The organism is Glutamicibacter arilaitensis (assembly GCF_044793945.1).
GTDB classification, from domain to species: domain Bacteria; phylum Actinomycetota; class Actinomycetes; order Actinomycetales; family Micrococcaceae; genus Glutamicibacter; species Glutamicibacter arilaitensis_B.
Genome location: NZ_CP084994.1, coordinates 3568386 through 3587352, shown reverse-complemented (window position 1 = coordinate 3587352; position 18967 = coordinate 3568386). Strand labels below are relative to the sequence as shown.

Annotated in this window: 11 protein-coding genes and 2 pseudogenes; 6 read left to right on the top strand and 7 right to left on the bottom strand. The window is 57.1% G+C overall.

The features are described from left to right. Positions 1-82 precede the first annotated feature (82 nt). Positions 83-1750: an alkaline phosphatase D family protein gene (locus LG294_RS16725; protein ID WP_404291814.1), complete on the bottom strand. Its 1668-nt coding sequence runs from the start codon at positions 1748-1750 to the stop codon at positions 83-85. Between the two features lie 107 nt (positions 1751-1857). On the opposite strand from LG294_RS16725, the gene LG294_RS16720 reads away from it, so the two are divergent. Further along, positions 1858-2304 carry an SRPBCC family protein gene (locus LG294_RS16720; RefSeq protein WP_404287736.1) on the top strand — a complete coding sequence of 149 codons (447 nt, stop codon included), beginning with the start codon at positions 1858-1860 and terminating at the stop codon, positions 2302-2304. Here the strand turns inward: LG294_RS16720 and LG294_RS16715 are convergent. Beyond that, on the bottom strand, positions 2228-2761 hold the full coding sequence (locus tag LG294_RS16715) for a hypothetical protein (RefSeq protein WP_404287734.1): 534 nt from the start codon (positions 2759-2761) through the stop codon (positions 2228-2230). The genes LG294_RS16720 and LG294_RS16715 overlap by 77 nt on opposite strands. Positions 2762-2845: 84 nt before the next feature. On the opposite strand from LG294_RS16715, the gene LG294_RS16710 reads away from it, so the two are divergent. Further along, a complete protein-coding gene (locus LG294_RS16710; RefSeq protein WP_404287732.1) occupies positions 2846-3133 on the top strand; it encodes a hypothetical protein in 288 nt (95 codons plus the stop codon). Between the two features lie 9 nt (positions 3134-3142). Here LG294_RS16710 and LG294_RS16705 read toward each other — a convergent pair whose 3' ends face one another. From LG294_RS16705 to LG294_RS16690, 4 genes and pseudogenes are all read right to left on the bottom strand, one after another. Continuing rightward, positions 3143-6061, bottom strand: coding sequence for an exonuclease domain-containing protein (locus tag LG294_RS16705; protein ID WP_404287730.1), 2919 nt, complete (start codon positions 6059-6061; stop codon positions 3143-3145). A gap of 4 nt (positions 6062-6065) precedes the next feature. Further along, positions 6066-7481: an ATP-binding protein gene (locus LG294_RS16700; RefSeq protein ID WP_404287728.1), complete on the bottom strand. Its 1416-nt coding sequence runs from the start codon at positions 7479-7481 to the stop codon at positions 6066-6068. Beyond that, positions 7478-10729 (bottom strand): TerB N-terminal domain-containing protein, encoded by a 3252-nt coding sequence (locus tag LG294_RS16695; RefSeq protein ID WP_404291812.1) that lies wholly within the window; start codon positions 10727-10729, stop codon positions 7478-7480. Before LG294_RS16695 ends, LG294_RS16700 begins: the two co-directional genes overlap by 4 nt. 36 nt (positions 10730-10765) lie before the next feature. Continuing rightward, positions 10766-10861: pseudogene (locus LG294_RS16690) on the bottom strand (DUF4236 domain-containing protein); the annotation flags it as partial. Positions 10862-11767: 906 nt separating this feature from the next. On the opposite strand from LG294_RS16690, the gene LG294_RS16685 reads away from it, so the two are divergent. Together LG294_RS16685 and LG294_RS16680 are read left to right on the top strand one after the other, a co-directional pair. Beyond that, positions 11768-14095 carry a hypothetical protein gene (locus LG294_RS16685; protein ID WP_404287726.1) on the top strand — a complete coding sequence of 776 codons (2328 nt, stop codon included), beginning with the start codon at positions 11768-11770 and terminating at the stop codon, positions 14093-14095. 178 nt (positions 14096-14273) lie between these two features. Then, positions 14274-14756 (top strand): hypothetical protein, encoded by a 483-nt coding sequence (locus tag LG294_RS16680; protein WP_404287724.1) that lies wholly within the window; start codon positions 14274-14276, stop codon positions 14754-14756. Here LG294_RS16680 and LG294_RS16675 read toward each other — a convergent pair. Continuing rightward, positions 14693-15373: pseudogene (locus LG294_RS16675) on the bottom strand (transposase); the annotation flags it as partial. The gene LG294_RS16680 and the pseudogene LG294_RS16675 sit on opposite strands and share 64 nt — an antisense overlap. 205 nt (positions 15374-15578) lie before the next feature. On the opposite strand from LG294_RS16675, the gene LG294_RS16670 reads away from it, so the two are divergent. After that, entirely contained in the window at positions 15579-15968 is a 390-nt protein-coding gene (locus tag LG294_RS16670; RefSeq protein WP_404287722.1) for a (deoxy)nucleoside triphosphate pyrophosphohydrolase, read from the top strand. Then, the gene (locus LG294_RS16665; protein ID WP_404287720.1) at positions 15968-18952 is read left to right on the top strand and encodes a DUF3427 domain-containing protein; all 2985 of its coding nucleotides are present in this window, start codon (positions 15968-15970) and stop codon (positions 18950-18952) included. The genes LG294_RS16670 and LG294_RS16665 overlap by 1 nt, the downstream gene beginning before the upstream one ends. Positions 18953-18967 lie beyond the last annotated feature (15 nt).

Here is an 18967-nt window from a genome sequence, read left to right as displayed (position 1 = left end):
CATGCGATTCGCAATGGCCCGGGTGTACTAGGAGAGCAGCAGCCAGATGCGGGCCGGCTACCCCCGATACCTGACGGTCGCGTCAACCCTCGCGTGGCTCGATCGCTGCCACTTCGACGGTTTCCAAGCTCGGGTGCAGATGGTCCCGGTGCTCAACCACCCCCGTGACCCAGCTGATCACCAGCCCGTCCCCGGTGTCCTCGAGGATGGCCAGATTGTTATCGAACCACGGCCCCTTGATGCCGTTCCAGCGAAAGGGCGGGTCCGGCACGTGTGCCCTGCGCGCCATCCAAGCCCCGAACGGGACGGCCGGCCCTAAGGCCAAGGCTGCCGCAAAGTAGCGCATAAACCGGGGCAGTGGGTTGCGGATGGGCGAACACACGGCTTGCAGGATCCTGCTCCCGTTCTCGCGTTCGACTTCGGAAACATAGGAGAAGTGCACGTCCCCGGAGAGGAACGTGACGGACGCCGGGGCGGGGCCGCGCTTGCCATCGGCGACCTCGGTGGCCCACCTGGCGACGTTCTGGAAGCTTTTTTGGAACGCCGCCCAATGCTCAAGGTCCACGGCCCGGCGCAGTCGTTCGCCGAGCCACGCCCGGGCCGGGCCGCGTTCTCCGGAGGAGTAGACCTCGTTCCATGCTTCCACGTGATGCAGGCCCATGGGCAGCAGGAAGGGCAGTGAGGTAGTGACCAGCAGGTGGCGGAATCCGCCTTGCATGTGCTCGTCGAGCCACGCATTTTCCGGTGGATCGAGCAGGGCACGCGCTGCGGGGTCGAGGCTGCGGGAGGCACGGGAGTCCACCACGATCAGCCGCACCGTATCCCAGTCGCGGCAGTAGCTCCACCTGTATTCTTCCGGTGCGGCATCGACGCGCTCGGCGAACCGGTCCAAGTCGGCAGTGATATCCAATTCTTCGGGGCCGGTGTGCGCCGCGATGCGTTGCCACAGCGGATCTGCAGCCCGCCCCTCGGGGGAGAGGTTGCCGAGGTGCTGATAGATCCAATACGAGCCGAGGCCCGCAACAATGCGTTGGTGCCACCAGCTGGTCTGCTCCATGTCCTGCTTCCAACGCAGCGAGGAGTTCCAATCGTCGCGGATGTCGTGGTCGTCGAAGATCATGGCGCTGGGCAGGGTGGAAAGAAGCCAACGGTTGGCCGGGTCCGACCAAGCCAACCGGTACAGGTGGGCGTATTCCTCGAAGTCCTTCAGCTCCGCCCCGGGTTCTTCCCTGATATCGCGCCGGCTGCGGATGAACTCGCGCATCTGGTCAGTGGTGGAGTCCGCATAAACCTGATCCCCGAGGAAGAGCATCAAATCCGGCCACGGTCCGTGCCCCGGGCCCGCCATGGACAGGGCATAGGCGCGCATCGCATCCACTCCGTGCTTGCGGTTGCCCGCCGCGTCGTGCGGAATGCTGGTGCGGCAGGACCCAAAGGCCAGCCGTGGATTCTTGGCGGGGTCGATGGTGGCGATGATCGATTCGGGGAAGCCATCCTCGCGCGGCCAGATAGCTGTCCCCTGAAGATGCACACTGTAGGGATTGACGCTTCCAACCTCCAGCCCCGTCACCTCAACTAACGCATAGTGGTGGCCGTGGGCACGAAAAGTCGGCGCACGCCAGGTGTCTCCGCCGCAACGGACCTCGACGGTGCAAGACCGGGCTGTCTCCACCCAGATACTGGCGGAGGTGGCATCCACGTGGCGGAGCATCGGGCCAAGTACAAGGTCCTGATCGTTTCGGTGGCTCATCGATTTCCCTTCCTGATGGTGCAGGTCAACCAAGAATGGCACAACAACATCGTTGCGGATAGGCCTGGCTGCCGGGCACGGGATCAGATGCTGCATAGGATGGGCTGATGAGTGAATCCCCGTATCTGCAAACCCGGCGCCGCCTCGTGGCTGCCGCGCCCCGAGAGATCTTCGAACTGCTCAGGGATCCCGCCATGCACCCGGTCATCGACGGCTCCGGAACGGTGCGGGCCTCGAACGCAGTGGGAAGCAAGCTCACCCTGGGCAGCGAGTTCGGCATGCAGATGCGCCTGGGTGTCCCGTACCGGATCAGCAATACCGTGGTGGAATTCGAGCAAGACCGGCAGATCGCCTGGCGGCACTTCAGCGGGCATCGGTGGCGCTACGAGCTGGAAGCTGTCGGGTCCGGGACGCTGGTCAGCGAAACCTGGGACGCGAGCCGGGTGCGGCACCATTGGCTGCTGCGGCTGATGGGCTTCACCCGGAGCACCGGGCCCAATATGGAACGCACCCTGGAACGGCTGGCCGCGCAGTTCCCCGAGGCCTCCGAGTAAGGGGCCTTTGCCCTGAGCGGCTCGTCGGCGGTCCGCTGGGAAAAGACAGCAATCCGGGGCGGATCAACCCGGTCTTCTTAACCATTGAGAGAGTGCTGATGCTCCTCACCGTGGCGGCCGCGGCGACATCCTTAAAGCGGTCGTCGCGGATCGCATCGATGGGGGAGTCATGCTCGAGCCAAGGATTAGAACCGATCAACCACATGCGGGCCACGTGCTCGCTCTCGGTCACGAAGCTCCACTGGGTAAATGCGAATTGGAGGCGCTTGACCGCAACTGGTTTTGGCATCGGGCCGTTCTGTTGGGCCCAGCCGTAGCTAATCTTGCTGTCCTTGCTTCCGGCCAGGGCAGCGACGAACGTCGCGCCCAAGGCGGCATTCAGTCGGCGGACGACCTCGCTGATCCCCAGCCGAGCCGTGCGGGCGTGGGCCGCTCCAATGATCGTGGAAATGCTCATGGGAGTAACCCTTTTCCGTGTATCCGTGTATCCGTGTATCCGTGTGACCCACAAGTTTGCGGACGTACTCCCGCAATACCCCGTATGGAAACCATAAATCAACTAAAAATCGACTGTTTAGCGTATTTGGGGATTGACCTGGTCTGGCCTGAGCGAATCCATTGCTGGGCCTGGACCGCTCCGCCGTGCGGCGCTGCACGGAATACGGTTCTGCAAAATGGCGCGTTCATGGGTGTGAAAGCGGGAAGTGTACGCGCCATTTGGGCGTTTCGCATCGATCCCGTCGGACCGCTATCTTCCGGAACGACAATTCATGCAGAGGCGATGTCGATGACGTTGCTGCTCGATCGCGTTATGGCCCACTCGATCTAGTACACCAACTTAGCGTTTTCCGCTTCGCTGCTTGATATTCAAGGGTGTCCGGCCCGAGGCCTTGGAAGGAATCCAGGGTGGGGCAACTGGAAGGGGAGGAACGGTGAAAAGGTCCGGACTACCCATTTCGTTGCTCCTTTCTACGTACGCCATCAACACTTGCGCCGTTGCTGTCGCATCGGCCAGTGCGGTATGCGCCTTTCCTGCTTCTATGTTGAGTCTCCTGCAGGTTTCGGCAAGCGTGGCGGGATGGTCTGGGTGGGATTTCTTGCTTAGCTGCATGGTGCACAGCGTGGGCCAGGACGGGGCCTGCACTCCGGCGCGTGCGAATTCATTGATCAGGAAGCTGATGTCGAAGGAAGCGTTGTGGGCTACTACTACGGCTCCAGCGAGCTGTTGGGCAATTTCGTCCAGGACCTCGGAAAATCGTGGAGCGGAAACAACATCGCCAGGGCGGATGCCATGGATATGAACTGGTCCGGTCGGCCGATCCGGATTGATCAGCGTTGACCAGGTGCTGATGACACCTGTCGCGTCGAGCCGGACGATCGCGATCTCCACGATCCGATCTCTTTGTGCGGAGAATCCTGTTGTCTCGACATCCACGACGGCAAAAGACACCGTGTCGCGTTCAGTCGAGGTATTGCAGGGCGGGAAGGACATGTTCTCAGGGAAGGAAACTTCTGAATTCTTAAGGTGAGCGCCAGAGGCTTCACATGCTTCAGCGAGACGTCGAAGTACTGGCCAAGTCGCGTCAATATCCAGGGAACTTGCCGCATAGGACAGGGTGAGCAAGCCATCGTCCAAATACATGTCATGCTTGTCCCTGTTTTTCACAGCGACGTTTTTCGCCAGAGCGGGTGGTTCAGGTTTTTCCGACGCTGCGAGTTTTCTTAGCAGGGTGCCCAATTGCTCAGGGGATGTCTTCCTGAGATTCAATGCCACGCCATCGAGACTTACGTCAAGGCCGTAGGACGTGAGCAGCACATGTAGGGTGTTCATGATCCGGTCGCCGGCCCAGGGGAAGAGAATTATGTCATCGCCCCATGGAATTAGTGGCTGCTTTGCCAAATTCATTTTCTTGTACGCGGCCCTCCCTTCGGACAGGAGGGTCTGTGCGCCGAGATCGAGGTAAGCGGGAATATCCTCTCCCTCATACAGCTGACGCATCCGCTGCCGGATGCCATCGGCGATCTCCGCGCCACCCCCGGAAAAAGCCGGTGGTCTCCCGCCACGGGCTTGGGTGAGGTCAATGACCTTGTTGGCCGTGTCTACCCGAAGGACGCGCCAGCGCCGCCCGGCGAAGATCAGAAGATTGCCTTCGATAACTGGGTGGTCGATCGGAATAGAACCCAAAGTGCGCCCCGATGTGATGAGACGGTACTCCTCAGCGGACTGGAATGCGCTGTAGAAGCTGTAGTGATTGACGAGCCGCTCACCAACGCCCCCTGGAAGCAGAGTTCCATCCGAGGCCTGCATGATGAGGTCTTCCTCGCCCAGTCCCCGAAGCAATCTGATAAACATCGGCCGGTCGACGTGCCCGAAAGGTCCCGCTTCGCAAAGGGCACCGTAAATTTCCGCAGCCGTTGCGCCTCCATGCTGGGCTATCACGGACAGCACTTGTTGGATCAGCGTTGAGAGATGGAGTCCATTGGTGTTCGGCGGTTCGTACCATCTTTCAAGCAGCAACTCTATGGTAGCCACGGTTTCAAACGTCTGAGCGCGGAGCTGGTCCACGGGAGGTGTGCGGTGATCCACTACTTGCTCTGAAACATATAGCCGTAGGGTTGCAGCGCCGCCCCGACGTCCCGACCGACCCAGTCGTTGCCTGAGGGCTGAAACACTTCCCGGAGCCCCTATCTGGACCACCGTGTCAGCGGATCCGATGTCAATGCCCATTTCAAGTGTCGACGTACAAACCGCGGTGGCCGGGGTTCCCGAAGCGCGCAGCCGGGACTCCACGTCCTCACGGAATTCCTTGGATAGATTTCCATGATGGGGGAAAAACTCATTGACTACTCGGTTACGTTCGCTAATTTGTTTGAGGAGGTCAGCATAGGTTTCCACGTTGGTGCGCGAATTCGCGAAGACCAGGTTGTCCTGACCGCGAAGATTTCGGAACAGGTGTTCAGCTATGGCTTTTTTGTCGACACCGGCATCAAATTCTTCCTCAGCAGCGGCATGGGCCGAGGCGGGGCCAGAACTGATGTAGCCGCGCAGCTGCATGCGCAATTCGGCTTTATCATCGCTGTTCTCACCGATCAGGTGAACAGCGGCTCCCTGTTTCGGGCGCAGGAATTCCGCAGCGACGGTTAAGTCCGCCAGCGTGGCAGAGAGCCCGATGCGCGGGATTCTTCGCCGGAGGGCTAGCTCCACACGATGCAGCAGTGACTGGAGCTGTGCCCCTCGTTCAGTTCCGATGAAGGAATGCATCTCATCGATCACAATGTACTGAAGTCCGTTCAGGATCCCCGGAAGGCGGGTTCCCTGGGTGACGAACATGGCTTCGAGTGACTCCGGCGTAATCAGTAATAAGCCGTCAGGTGTTTCCCGCAGGGCCTTGCGGGCACCCCCGGTGACGTCACCATGGCGGCGGTGTACCGGCATGGTGACGCTTTCGGCCAGGCTTTCAAGTCGCCCGTATTGGTCGTTGATCAGGGCCTTCAGCGGTGAAAGGTAGAGGGCTTTGACACCGGAGGGCACCGGGCCGCTGTCCCTTTGCTCAGCCAACGTTGAAAGGATCGGCAGCCATGCCGCTTCGGTTTTGCCGCTGGCGGTGGGGGCACTGATGATGACGTCGGTGTTCCCCCGCAGGATGGGGTCCACTGCTTCCGCCTGAGTTGAGCGCAGCTGTTGCCACTTCTGGGCCCAAATCCAAGCCTGGACGTGTTTGTGCAGGCGTGCGAATGCTGCGGCGGGAACGCTCACGTCCTCAGAGCTTGAATACCGAAAGATCATCGTCGGTGCTCTGGTTCAGGGGGTTCTCCGGAATCTGGAGGTGGGCGCCGGTGGATCCGGGTGCAGACGACTGTGCGATCTTCCGCGCAGTCGATTCAACGCGTTGTTCTGGGAGTTCCAGAGGCGCGAGGTCCGGGTTCGATTCCCTCTCGAGAGTGACTCCGGAAAGCAGGTCCTGCCAACTATGTTCGGGGTTTTGCTCCAGCACTGCGAGAAGGTCCAGAAAGCCCTTGATCGTATTTCGGGGGGTCCGGAAGTAAGCGTCCCCAATCCGTTCAGCACAGTGATGCATGTAGGCGGCAATGCCCTCGTCGCTGACGAGATAGGCCGATTCGTCTCCGGCAGCCTGCACATGCCTGAGCTTGGTGAGCAAGACATAAAAGTCTTCCGGTGTCAGGCTGGCCAGGCGCAGCACGGGTCCGGAGTAGTCCACGAGTCCATCGACGGCATAGCTGTTCTCTTCCAGACGCGACTGCAAGGCAGCGTATGAGTAGAGTCCGCGGCGGGGATCGAGGAGGAAATCGGGAGTCCCGCCAAATATGAACCCGAGACCTGACGCTGATCCTTGGGTCGAATCATTCAGGATCCTCAGGATTTGCTCGTAATTCGAATTGCGGGCCTGGCTGTTCGCCAGCTTGTAGAGGTTCACCATCTCGTCTAAGCAAATGAGGATTCCGCCGAAGCCGGCAAGACGGACGAACTGTGCCAGGAGCTTCAGTTGGTCGTAGAAATTGGCGTCACCCACGATGGTTCGCACGCCCAAGGCGATGCGTGCGTCGGTTCGGGTGGTGAATTCTCCGCGCAGCCATCGGACGGCGTCCGACTTGAGCTGTTCGTTGCCGCTATCGTGTCCCTGCCAATATTTGGCGATGACTTCCGCGAAGTCATAACCTCCGGTGAGTTCGGAGAGTGAGTCCAAGTTTCGGCGGATGATGCTTTCCACTGCTTCACCGGAGGCGCGGGATTCGGTCAGAGCCTGGGTGACGAAGCGCTCGACAACGCTGGACATGGCTCCGCCTTCGGGTTTGGCCCGGGTGGACATGTTGCGCATCAACTCCGCATACAGGCTTCGGGCTTGTCCGCCGGTGGCGTGCAAGCGTCGATCGGGCGACAAATCGGCGTGGACGGTGACAAGCTTTTGCTGGAGGGCGATGGAGCGGACAACGTGAAGGAAGAAAGTCTTGCCTGATCCGTAGTCACCGATGACGAAGCGACTTCCGGAGCCTCCGTCGTTGATGCGGTTGATGTCCGAGAGCAATGCCTGCACTTCGTTGGCCCGTCCAACCTGAACGTGCTGTTGGCCTAATCGTGGGACAACGCCGGCGCGGAGGGACTGGAGGAGTGAGTCGCGTTCACGGGGCCGGATGGTGGGGAGTGAAGGAATGGTCATGAAAGAAGCTCCTGCAAGGCGTAGGCGTTGATTGTCAAGGTTTCTTCGCCTTCGATGAGGGGTTCTTCGGAGGCTTCAAATGCTGCTTCATTGAGGGTGTCTCGGGCGCCCTCCGGAAGAAGGCCATGTAGGGCGGCCAGATCTTGGAATTCATTCCAGTTGAGTTGTTCCAGCCCGGCCAAAGCGTGCACGAGCATCGAATGGGCCGGGTCGAGACCTCCGACCACGTTGGCTGGCGAGAACTGCTTGTGTGCGACCTCTGGCGTGGGTTCTTCGAGCGTTTCTGGTTGCGTTGATGCCGGTTCGGGCTTTTGTGATTCGTTGTCGAAGATCTTTGTCAATAGATCGGATATGACTAGGGTCTCAGCCATTTTGGCCTGTATGACCTTCGGATCCAGTGCGAACCCGCCTCCAGTCGTGGTCAGGGAATCGACGGGAGCTGTCGGGCGCGGAGGTATCGGGTAGCCCACATCCTCCTGTCCTGCTGGGCGAACCGTAACAGGCTGCGTGGCTGGGGTTGTTCCCGTAGCCATCACGGCGTGGATTTTGCTTGAAATGGTGGAGCCATCAAGGCCGAGCAGCTTGTAGATCTTTTGCAAAGTGATGACCTCAGCAGGGGCAATATGTCCGTCGGCGGCAGCCAAGGTGACAAGCATGTCAGCCACCGATATCTTTTGGACCTCAGTGAGACTGTTGAGGCGTTTGGTGAGGCCCGTCAGTTTTACCTCTGTCGCCCCCAGCCACTGCAAGTGTGCTTGCAGGCGGGTGCGTTCAGAAATTGTCAGCTGCAGGGATGATTCCAGATGGGCCGTGAGATGGTCCAGTTCCGCCGGCGCGACATGCCCGTCTGCGGCTGTTACAGCCGCTGCCAAATGCACCATCGTCAAAGCGGTGCTGTAGGCCGAGGTTGGTGAGTGCGGGCTGCCGGGTTGACTGCGGAACAGGATCACCGGAGCATTGGCCGCGATCGTGGGTCCTCCGAACCGGACATCGGGCTCCAGCCCTGCACCCAGATTGGCCAAGAGTGTGGCCAAGTTTACCGTCTCGGGTTTGCTGAGCTTGTCGGCACCAGCGGATGGCCAATGTTCAAAAAGCTCCGCCCCGGTGAGCTGCGTCGTATCGAATGCGTCGAGTTTTTCCGCCACCCAACCCCGGAATTCATGGACTGGACCGGTGGCTTCGGCGATCAGATCGGGCGGTAGAAGGGCAGCGGCAACCAGGGTTCCGGCCTTGTCCGGGTTACGGCCCAGCCAACGACTATAGGAGTCCAATTCGGCAGTAACTTCCTCAAACAGTGCAGACAGTTTCTTGGCTGGTGCCTGCTGCGCGAAAACATCCGGTATGTGACTCATGGACAAATCCACAGAACCGATTTGGGAACTTGCAGTCCGGTAATTGAGCTTCATCCAGGATTTTCCCGGCCTGACGGAAAAACCTTCCGCGTATTTTTGTTCGTATCTTATGTGGAACAAGCGCGTGAATTCCTCCGTGCAGCGGGTGGCCGGTGTCCGCACCGTAATCTCGGGATGAAACCATGCCCATGCAAGTGCCCACTCAGCCGGGATCGGCTTGCCATCGGCTGCCAGGTCGCCCAGCTGGACCTTAAGACTCGTGGGAACGAGCCATCGAGGATCTGCCAAAGTCGGAGGTTGAAGCTGAGCTGCAGTCGGTGCCTGCAGCATAAGGAAGTCGATAACATCAAGAAATTGGGAAGCATAGCCGGAGAATGAGCCGCTGCTATCGCCGTATAAGCGGAGCAGGTCAACCATCTCGGCACGGACCTGTACCAGTTCTCCTGCCAGGTCCGGCTGGTCTGCGATATCGAGAAGGACACGCCGTTCGAGCCCGTACATGAATAAGAAGACGTAGCCGATCGGGATATCCGGGGTCCTCCGCCCCTGTGCGAGCCAGCTGAGGTAGGCCGCTCTTCCCGCGGGGGTAATTTCCGCATAGGACGGCCAATAGCCCAGGCACTGCCCGGACCAGTCCGGGTTTTTTAGGTCGATGCGAAGTGACGGATCGACCAGTGAAGGCTCCGTGCCGCCACGTGGGGACGAGAGCGTCTTGCCGGCATAGATCATCCCGGGCACCCGGAGCTCACTGCCAACCCGAACTGTCTCATCCGGCGCGTACCACCGTGCCTTGGCCAGGGAGCCAACCCTGGGTCGCGGTGCGCCACCTGTAGACGCGTTGACGTTGAGTACGTCTGTCGCGCCCGATGCCGTAGATTCCAGCGGCATCGATGGATGTCCGGGATGCAGAGCGGTCGGCGGCTTGAGTTGCATGGAGTCCTCGCCGGCCCAGCCTCGTTGGGGGAGTGCCGCGCGACCCCGCAATTCCTCAGCGAAATTCTTGGCCGATTCCGTCTGGGACAGTTGAAGGATCCAGCGGAAACCAGCGGACGTCGACAGCTGAATGTTCGTATATCTCATGATGGGCAGAACGGGATTGTTTTTGAAACGGCGATCCGGTCCGCCTTTCTTGTTCACGTACTGCCAAGTCGTGCCGATCTGAATGCCGTCCGAAGGAACTGATCCGGGAGACTCAATGAATTCGACGTCCCGCTCAAGAACGTGCAAGGCGTCGTAGCCGAAGTCTGTGAAATTTCCCTTTTCGGCGACTAGAATGCGGTCAGGTAAGAAGTAGATCGATGAGCGGCCCGACGTCATCCCTGGAACCGTGATATTGGTGACCAGCTCTTTGGGGCCTTGATCGGAGAAGGAGGCTCCAGCTCTCCCGACCAGCGATCCGGCGCCGGCGTTAACCTTCTGTTGGTACCCCTCGTTGAGAGAAGCCAATTCATCCATCCGCCAAAGTCCCTTCGACCGTGCCACATACTGCCCGGCATCAAAGAGAGACTGAAAGCGACGCGCATATTCGTCGTCGACGTCATAAAAAACGATGGCAGATTTTCGGGCCCGGTCTGATAAGATCGCCCACCAAACCAGCGGTACTCCTAGAAGGAACACCAAGAAGCCAAAGGGCATCGTCATCAAGCCCAGCAGAAGAATCGCAAGTACTACCCAACGAGTCAGCGGCTTACGCCGCGAGGCACCATTTAGCTGTGAAATGAGGTCATCCGAGGATGTTGGCAGGAGCGTCTGGATGCTCGCCCCCGTTTGATCCTCAAAAACGATGTCGGACGATGTTGAAGTAGGTGGGGCAGGATTGGCAGGAGCGTACTCTTCGGGTGCCGGAGATTGCCCTTTGCCGAGACTGGCCTGATAATTGATGCCATCGGCGCCCATCTGAACAAGGTTCCCGCGGGGACCTGATCCGATACGAAAGCCGGGAACACCGGTGCTCACGCCTACCCCTGTTCGACTCAAATTGAATCTATACGGGCCAGCCTTCAGGCTCTTCCGAACATAAAACCCCATTATTGCTTCCCCCAGTGTAGATAGCACTGGTCCGATCTCCGGATCGGGCCGAGGTGCCATATTGTCGCGGCCAGCTCGAGCGCTTCTTCAACTGGGCACGCGATCGGATAGGCGGGCGAAGAAGTCAAAGCAGTCGCAGGCATACGGTGAAACCTGTTCTCAGCATACGATCTTTTCTCGACGAATCTCGGTAAGAGGCGCGTTGTCCGTAGCATCTGCTAATTACATGACGATGCCGTTTAGCCTCAAATGGTTAGTCTGGATGGTTGCACCATCTGGAATTTCACGGGACATTCAGGTTGCTTCGATAACCGCTCGTGCATCCCACGTCCGAAGGCGACGGCCCGCTTTTAAGACACGGACCGGCCGTCGTGCTGAATGCAGTCATGTGGCCATCAGATGGGCTGCGCATAAACGAGTGCACTATTCGCCTGCAACCGACACCGCTCAGATGAACAAGCCGGACGCTACAAAGTGAAAAGGTCGCCCGCCGACTCACTGCACCCGCCATTTCCCGCTGATGAAACAACGCCAGATACCGTTGCGGTTCACGGACCCTGTGAATCGCTACGATGCATGACCGTTTTTCGCAGCGCTAAATGTCACCCCGCTGCCCGTAAAAATGACTGTCTTGGGGGCGCAGCCTAAAGCCGGCAATTCGTGATCCTAAACACCGGTTGGACTGTGTGCGAAGAATGAACACTAGGACCACAGTGGCATCGGTGTTGTGGGTCTGGCGGACCGTGGCCCGTCAATAGTGTCGTTGCTCTGTGGTTCAGTGGTCAGATGAATGGAAAACGGAAACGTCAGAAGCGTAGGTCAACAAAGTCCGGATCGAGGGTTACTCGTCTGGCAGATCCGCACGCGCACTCCATTGCGGAGTCCGTTGGCCGACAAATGGGCATTATGAAGGAGATTTCCAAGAATAGTGCCCCTCTCGACGAAATCGATCGGCTCATACGGGTCGAACTCACGGAATTAACGACCAAGCTTGAGCAACATCGGCCGGAGCGCATAATCGAATTAGCGCGATTGGCTTGTCTTCCATGGAACATGGCGGGGATGATTAAACCCGACACCGATGGGGGACCTGCAAAAGCAGAACTGCTCGCACTCATCGCGCTAACAACCGATGGTGCTGACAACGATGGATCCGCGACTGACGAAATCCCTAACTCGCTCTACCAAGCGGCGCACGAATGGGCTGAGTCGGTTGAGAAGCTCATTGAGTTGCTTCAAGCACGCGAATTCGTGACCATGAGCGAGAAGACCGCCGACGATTTGGACCGAATAGCGTTCTCCGCTCGTTCCACGGAAGTCTGGCTACGGAGTTCTTCATATCCGGACATGGTCAAATCCACTCATGACGCACTCTTCGAGCACGAGGCTATACCTGCTGCGCTTTCTGCACTGTTAGGATTCGACGCTTCAGATGCCTACCGAGTTCTCACACGTCTCCACGACCTTCAGGTCGATGCGATGAACGACCGGCTTGAAGAATTTTTAGATGTGATGGGTGCGGTGTCCGAATCCGGCGAAACGGCCCCCACCTCCGAAACCTTGAAGAAAGTGCGAATTGCGATCAATATTGCTTGGCAGCCGACAGCGGACCTGGTGGCCGTATCAACGGCCGCTGTAGCTGATTCCTTAGGAGTGGAGATCGACGTGGTCGAAGCGGTGCTTAATTGGTTCGCCGTAGATCTTGGCGAACAAGATACACACGTTGTCCTAGAAAGCTTCGTGAAGGGCGACAACCCGTTCCGTACCAACCCCGTTGTCCGCACGGAACGTGGTGAGTTCATGTTGGTGCATGACGCACTCGTATTGCCAGCAATTCGGGAAAACCTAGAGCAAGCGCTCAAAACGTCACAGAAATGGGAACAATATCAGAAGTGGCGTGGGGACCTTCTTGAGGATTTGGGAAGGACTGCACTCGAACGAGTGCTCCCGGGCGCAACAACGTACTCAGCGTTCGATTACTTTGTGCCAGCGAACGAGCAAGAGGCCTTGGTCAGCCCTAGCGAATACACAAAGAAAGTCGAAGGGGATCTTCTGTTCATACTCGACGATGTTGCCATCATCGTCGAAGCTAAGGCAGCAGCCATCACCCCTGCAGCTCGTGCGGGAGAGACCCGAAAGCTCCGCCGCAGCCTCACCGATATCATCACAAAGGCGTCGAGCCAAGCCGCTCGATTGCAGAAACGCATCGAAGATGACCGCGGCGTGAGGTTTCACGAAAGCGGCTGGCTCGATCTGGATCATATTCGTGAGATACATACGATTGCCCTGAGCCTGGATGATCTTTCCGGTGTTGCCACAGCAACAAGTGATCTCGTTCAGGCGGGTTTCCTCGATGCCAGCCACATTCCTTGGGTTGTGTCTGTCCATGACCTTCAAGTCATCGTTGACGTCGTCGATCGGCCGGCCGAGTTTTTGCTGTACCTTCGCCGTCGCCGCGACCCAGAAGTATCGCTCGCTTACGTCGCACCAGACGAGCTGGATTTGTTCCTTTACTTCTATGAGGCAGGGCTATACGTCGTCCCCGATCCACAACTCATGACGGAACAGCTGCCCTATATGCACTCTCCGAGCAAGGGTGATCTTCGCCGTCGCGCTAAACAGGGGCGGTCCCTCATTACCAGTCGGACCGGCCCGCTTGACGCGTGGCATTCCGCAAAACTCGACCCGGCACTCCCGCGAGTCAACAAGCCGGTTCTCACTGGAAGCCCGATGATCCCGCTAGCTGAGAAGCTGCAAAAACTTGGGTTCTATGGTTGGTTGAGTTTGGGGGCAACTTTGCTCTCCGGATCTACCAAGGCACAGAAGGATTTTTCACGTATTTCGAAGAATCTCCTGGCCCATCCTCGCGATGATGGAAGAGAACGGAGCCAAGCGGTACCTATCGGAAGCAGTCTCAGCAATGCGTGGCTGCTCATCTGGATGACACGGCCAGCTGGTCGCGATGTCGAGGACGTCATCCAGGTTGGACGGGAGTATCTGCGCGCGAAAAAATACCAATTGAAAATCAATCGTGGTGCCGTATTCCTCTACGACGAGGCTACGAAGGAACTCATTAACGTTACCTACGATGGGACGCTTCCAACCCCAGATCCAATGATGGATCGCGCGATAGTGGGGTTGGTCCCGGTCGACAAGATGCCGAGCCCACCCCCGCCGAATGCTAAGCGGGCGTCGAAAGGTACCGCCAAAAGGAAAAAGCGTAAGAAACGGTGACGTTACGCGGTTTATCTTCTCGGCAAGGGAACATCATGTTAGTACCGTCCGCTTTGCCAGGGATTGTGCGGCACCTGACAGCTTTGGCCGCGGATCTTGAAGATGTTGCTCATCATGCGGAACAGATGAGTTCGTGGAAACATGAGAGAAGGGGAAGCTGAACGGTAAAGGAGACACCATGCCTGAGACTGGGGACGAGCTGATCTACCACGTGGGTGAATACTCCCTTTCCTCGCGTGTTCGGATCGTGGAGGTCGACAGACGCAAGAAGACTCCACGGTATATTGTCGAGTTCCTCGGCGGTGACAAGCCGGGGGGGGTGCAGGAAAACGTGCCGGGCGGACGGTTGCGTGCTCCTTGGGCTGATGTCACGGAATACGACGCTCTCATGGCGAACTGGGAAGGCATCAACCAAGCTCAGCTGACCGAGATCGAAGAGTCCGCCGTCGACTCGGTGTTTGAGATGCTCATTCCGGAAGAGATCGCGCAATGGCAATGGTCGCCAGTGCACTACGCGACCCGCATCCATGACAAGGGTGCGCTGCAAGCGCTCATCGGGATTACCGTCGAAGACTTGCTCACTCAGACCGAAGGTATCGAAGTTGAAGGTGACGTGATCGAGGTGCCAGATTGGCGCGTGGTCGGTGCCAGCCCGGCGTAAGAGGACAACGCTGCGGCGCTGGTGAAGGTCTTGCCGGAGATCTCGGCAATGAAGATCGCGGCGGTCCTGACGGCGACCCCTGGCATGGAAGTCAAGACCGGGTAAAGAGGGTGGGCCTCCACCATGGCTTCCAAATGCGTGGCCACGTCCACGCGCTGGTCATGCAACGAAATCATCTGGCGGGCCAAGTGCGGGATGACCAGACCTGCTGCGTCGGTGCCGACCACGACGACTGTTTGCTCATCCAGCGCATCCATGATGGCGCTGGCCCAAACAGTGTGCCGGCGGGCTCCCTGCTTTTTCAGCTTCGCATCGATCCGCGCTTTGCCTGCGTGCTTCAGTTGCGCTGGGGTGGGCCAAGCGGCGAGGACCTGCATAAAAGCATCATGCTCCAGCCACGGGCCGAGAACGCGTTCCAGCGATGGGTGGATCTGGGTGAACAAACCGCGGATCCTGTTGCTGGCCTGAGTGATCTGCCGGGCCAGATCCAAGTCGAAACCGGTGAGCATGCCTAAGGTCGCTTCCTCTCCGTCAGAGACCTGGATGTTGAGTAAAGTGTGCGGCATGCAGCTGGCCGTATCAGCAGTAATGAACGAGTCTTTTTCGTCAACTTTTGCACAGCGTCGATTCGTACGGATGATCACTGAACAAGAATTCATGGTGTCTGATCCAGACACCGCTGAAATCGTCCTATGGTTCCCGCTTCCATGAATCGATAATCCATGGATCTTGTGGAGCAGAATGTGATTCCGTCTGGACAGACCGATAGGATCGCAACTATCGGAAATCGCGATTTGAGATCTAAGTCAGAGGAGAATTAGCTTGAAGAAGCAAATCAATGTTGTTGGTGCCGTTATCATCAGGAACGATGAAATCCTCTGCGCTCAACGAGGCCTAAATGGAAGTCTCGGCGGCATGTGGGAATTCCCTGGTGGCAAAATCGAGCCAAAAGAAACTCCTCGCGAAGCACTTGAACGTGAGATTCGAGAGGAACTCCTCTGCACGGTCAAAGTAGACGATGAAGTCACGAGCACCACCTATGAATATGACTTCGGAATTGTTACTCTGACAACCTTCTATTGCGAGTTAGTTGAAGGAGAGCCGCAGCTCACGGAACATGAAGATGCAAAGTGGCTCAAACGTGATGAACTCATGTCCTTGGAGTGGGCCCCCGCGGACATTCCCGCGGTGGAACTCATCCAGGCGGCATAGTGAATACTAACGCTGATCTCGTTCTTGGTAGTGGTCTCTCGAGAGACGTCACTTTCGGATTCTTAGACGGGAAGCAGCAATCTCGCCGCCATCACCACCCTCGCGTCGTATTGAACGCTGACGGCAATACGGTTCTGCGCATCCTTCGCGAAGAGCTCGCCCGTTGTGATGAATTCATTTTCTCCGTCGCCTTCGTAACCCCGAATGCGATTGCTTTGCTCAAACAGGAGCTCGTGGAGTTTTCGGGTCGAGGAACGATTGTCACCTCCGACTATTTGGGCTTCAACTCGCCATCGGCTTTTAGCGAGCTACTGAACCTTGAAAATCTAGGGATCAACGTTCGAATTCACAACGCGGGAGCCTTTCACCCGAAGGGTTATATCTTCAAAACCGAGAATATGGTTACGGCCATGATCGGCAGTTCAAATTTGACCGGTAACGCGATCGTGAAAAATCATGAATGGAACCTGAAGGTTTCAGCATCCGAGGGCAGCGATCTAGCCGATCAGCTATCTTTGTTGACCCAGAACCAGCTTGAAGAATCCATAGCACTGAGCCAACGGTGGATAGATGCGTATGCGGAACAGTACACGCCTCCTCCGATACGTCGGAAAGTAGTAACTGCCCCTCGAACTGACGCTGATGAGCATCTCCTGCCAGTAGAGGCTGAGCAAGATCTTGAAGTGACCGGCCAATCACCGGATGGCGCTGTGACGTCCGAGTTGCTCATGCCGATCCTCCCGAATCAGATGCAAACGGAGGCGCTCAAGGCGCTGGAACAGGTTCGGACGAGCGGGGAGTCGAAGGCCATAGTTATTTCGGCTACCGGTACGGGAAAGACGATTCTCTCGGCATTGGAAGTACGGGCAGCTCATCCTGGTCGGTTCTTATTTATCGTTCACCGCGAGCAGATCCTTGATAAAACCATCCAGGAGTACCGCCGCGTCATCGGTAGCGACTACAACGATTTTGGCAAACTTGCGGGTGTCTCCAAACAAAGCGACCGCAAGTTTGTTTTCGCAACGGTGCAGACATTGTCCCAAGATAGTGTGCTGCACGAGATTCAGCCAGACGCTTTTGACTACATCATCGTTGACGAGGCACATCGCGTTGGATCTCCAACGTACAAGAAGGTACTTGGGCACCTCGATCCTACTTTCCTGCTTGGTCTGACGGCCACGCCAGAACGTAGCGATGGGTTCAATGTTTTTGAGTTTTTCGACTACAACGTGCCTTATGAGATTCGCTTGAATCACGCGTTGGAAGAGAATATGCTGAGCCCATTTCATTACTACGGGATAGCCGACGTAACGCTTGATGACCAGACGACCCTAGACAGTACAGATGATCTGGGACATCTAGTGACGGCGGACCGTATTCACCACATTATTGACGCGCTGGCTAAATATGGGCAGGCGGGTGTTGCCCCTAAGGGGCTCATTTTCTGTTCTCGTAAAGTTGAAGCTGCTGCTCTATCTGTAGCGCTGAACCAGCAGCAACTGCGTGGGAAAACATTGCGGACGGTGAGTCTCAGCGGTGACGATTCGGTGGAACAACGAGAACGAGTAGTTGGGCAACTGGAACGCGGAGAACTCGACTACATCCTCACCGTCGACATCTTCAATGAGGGGGTGGATATCCCCACGGTGAATCAGGTCGTCATGCTTCGCCAAACGCAATCGGCAATAGTGTTCGTGCAGCAGCTTGGACGCGGTTTGCGTAAAGCACCGATGAAAGACTACTTGGTGGTGATCGACTTCATTGGCAACTACGCGAACAATTACATGATCCCGATCGCGCTTTTCGGTGATGAATCACTGAACAAAGAGTCGCTGAAAGAGAAGCTTATTTCCACCGAACAAGCAGGCGTGCTTGCCGGTTTATCGAGTGTTCGATTCGATAAGGTCTCGCAGCAGCGTGTACTTGATTCCATCCGCACAACTGCTCTGGACAGCATTCAAAAGCTCCGCAGTGCAATGCAGTCGATGCAGAACCGTGTCGGACGAGCACCGAAGCTCTTCGATTTTTATCGGTTTGAATCTGTCGATCCAGTATTACTGGCAACGAAGAAAGAAAACTATCCAGCAATGGTCAAGAGTCTTTTGCGGATTGATCATGAGCTTAGCCAGGATGAGCTCAAGTCGTTGTCACTGCTATCGCATGAAGTCCTGACGGCGAAGAGAATTCATGAGTTCGTGCTTGTCCGTGAGTTGCTTTCACACGGGTCGGTAACCTTGCCCCAATTCCAAGCAGCGCTCCTCAACGAAGGAATCGACGCGGCTCATCGCGAATTGATGAGCACCGTAGAAACTCTGAATCTTGCTAATCACGGACAAGTTGATCAAAGTCGATATGGAATTCGCTTGGCGAACATCGATGGAGTGTCCATATCGGCTGATCCTGGTTTTCTCAGGTCATATCGTTCACACCGTGCATTCACCAACGAAGTGGACGACATCATACAAACGGGCATGGCCCTAGTGCGAGACCGGTATGTTGCTGGAGATCCGTTTATCGTTGGAGGACAGTATTCCCGAAAGGAAGTGACACGTCTTCTGGGACTGCCACGAAAGTGGACTTCGACGCTTTACGGGTACAAAGTCGACCCAGAATCGAAGACCTGCCCGATTTTTGTGACGCTGCACAAATCGGACGATATCTCGGCTAGTACCGCGTACCAGGATGAACTGGTTGATCCTTCCCATCTGCGATGGTTCACGCGATCAAGGCGAACGCTACAGAGCGATGAAGTCCGGCGAATAGTGGATAACGAGGTTGATCTGTACGTCTTCGTTAAGAAAGACGATGCGGAAGGTACCGAATTCTTTTACTTAGGCCAGGCCGATTCACGTAATGCCGAGCAGACTCACATGTCTGGAAAGAACCAAGAGCAGCTTGACGTTGTCACGATGAACCTGCATTTTGAGAAAGCGATCGACAACGCTCTGTACGACTATTTGAGCCCGAATGTAAACCTGACGTAGTCTGGCCGATGATTT

Bases quoted from the DNA above. Each gene is read 5' to 3' on its own strand.
- LG294_RS16710 (WP_404287732.1), top strand. From the start codon at position 2,846: ATGGAAACCATAAATCAACTAAAAATCGACTGTTTAGCGTATTTGGGG.
- LG294_RS16715 (WP_404287734.1), bottom strand. From the start codon at position 2,761: ATGAGCATTTCCACGATCATTGGAGCGGCCCACGCCCGCACGGCTCGG.
- LG294_RS16725 (WP_404291814.1), bottom strand. From the start codon at position 1,750: ATGAGCCACCGAAACGATCAGGACCTTGTACTTGGCCCGATGCTCCGC.
- LG294_RS16695 (WP_404291812.1), bottom strand. From the start codon at position 10,729: ATGGGCGCCGATGGCATCAATTATCAGGCCAGTCTCGGCAAAGGGCAA.
- LG294_RS16680 (WP_404287724.1), top strand. From the start codon at position 14,274: ATGCCTGAGACTGGGGACGAGCTGATCTACCACGTGGGTGAATACTCC.
- LG294_RS16700 (WP_404287728.1), bottom strand. From the start codon at position 7,481: ATGACCATTCCTTCACTCCCCACCATCCGGCCCCGTGAACGCGACTCA.
- LG294_RS16720 (WP_404287736.1), top strand. From the start codon at position 1,858: ATGAGTGAATCCCCGTATCTGCAAACCCGGCGCCGCCTCGTGGCTGCC.
- LG294_RS16685 (WP_404287726.1), top strand. From the start codon at position 11,768: ATGAAGGAGATTTCCAAGAATAGTGCCCCTCTCGACGAAATCGATCGG.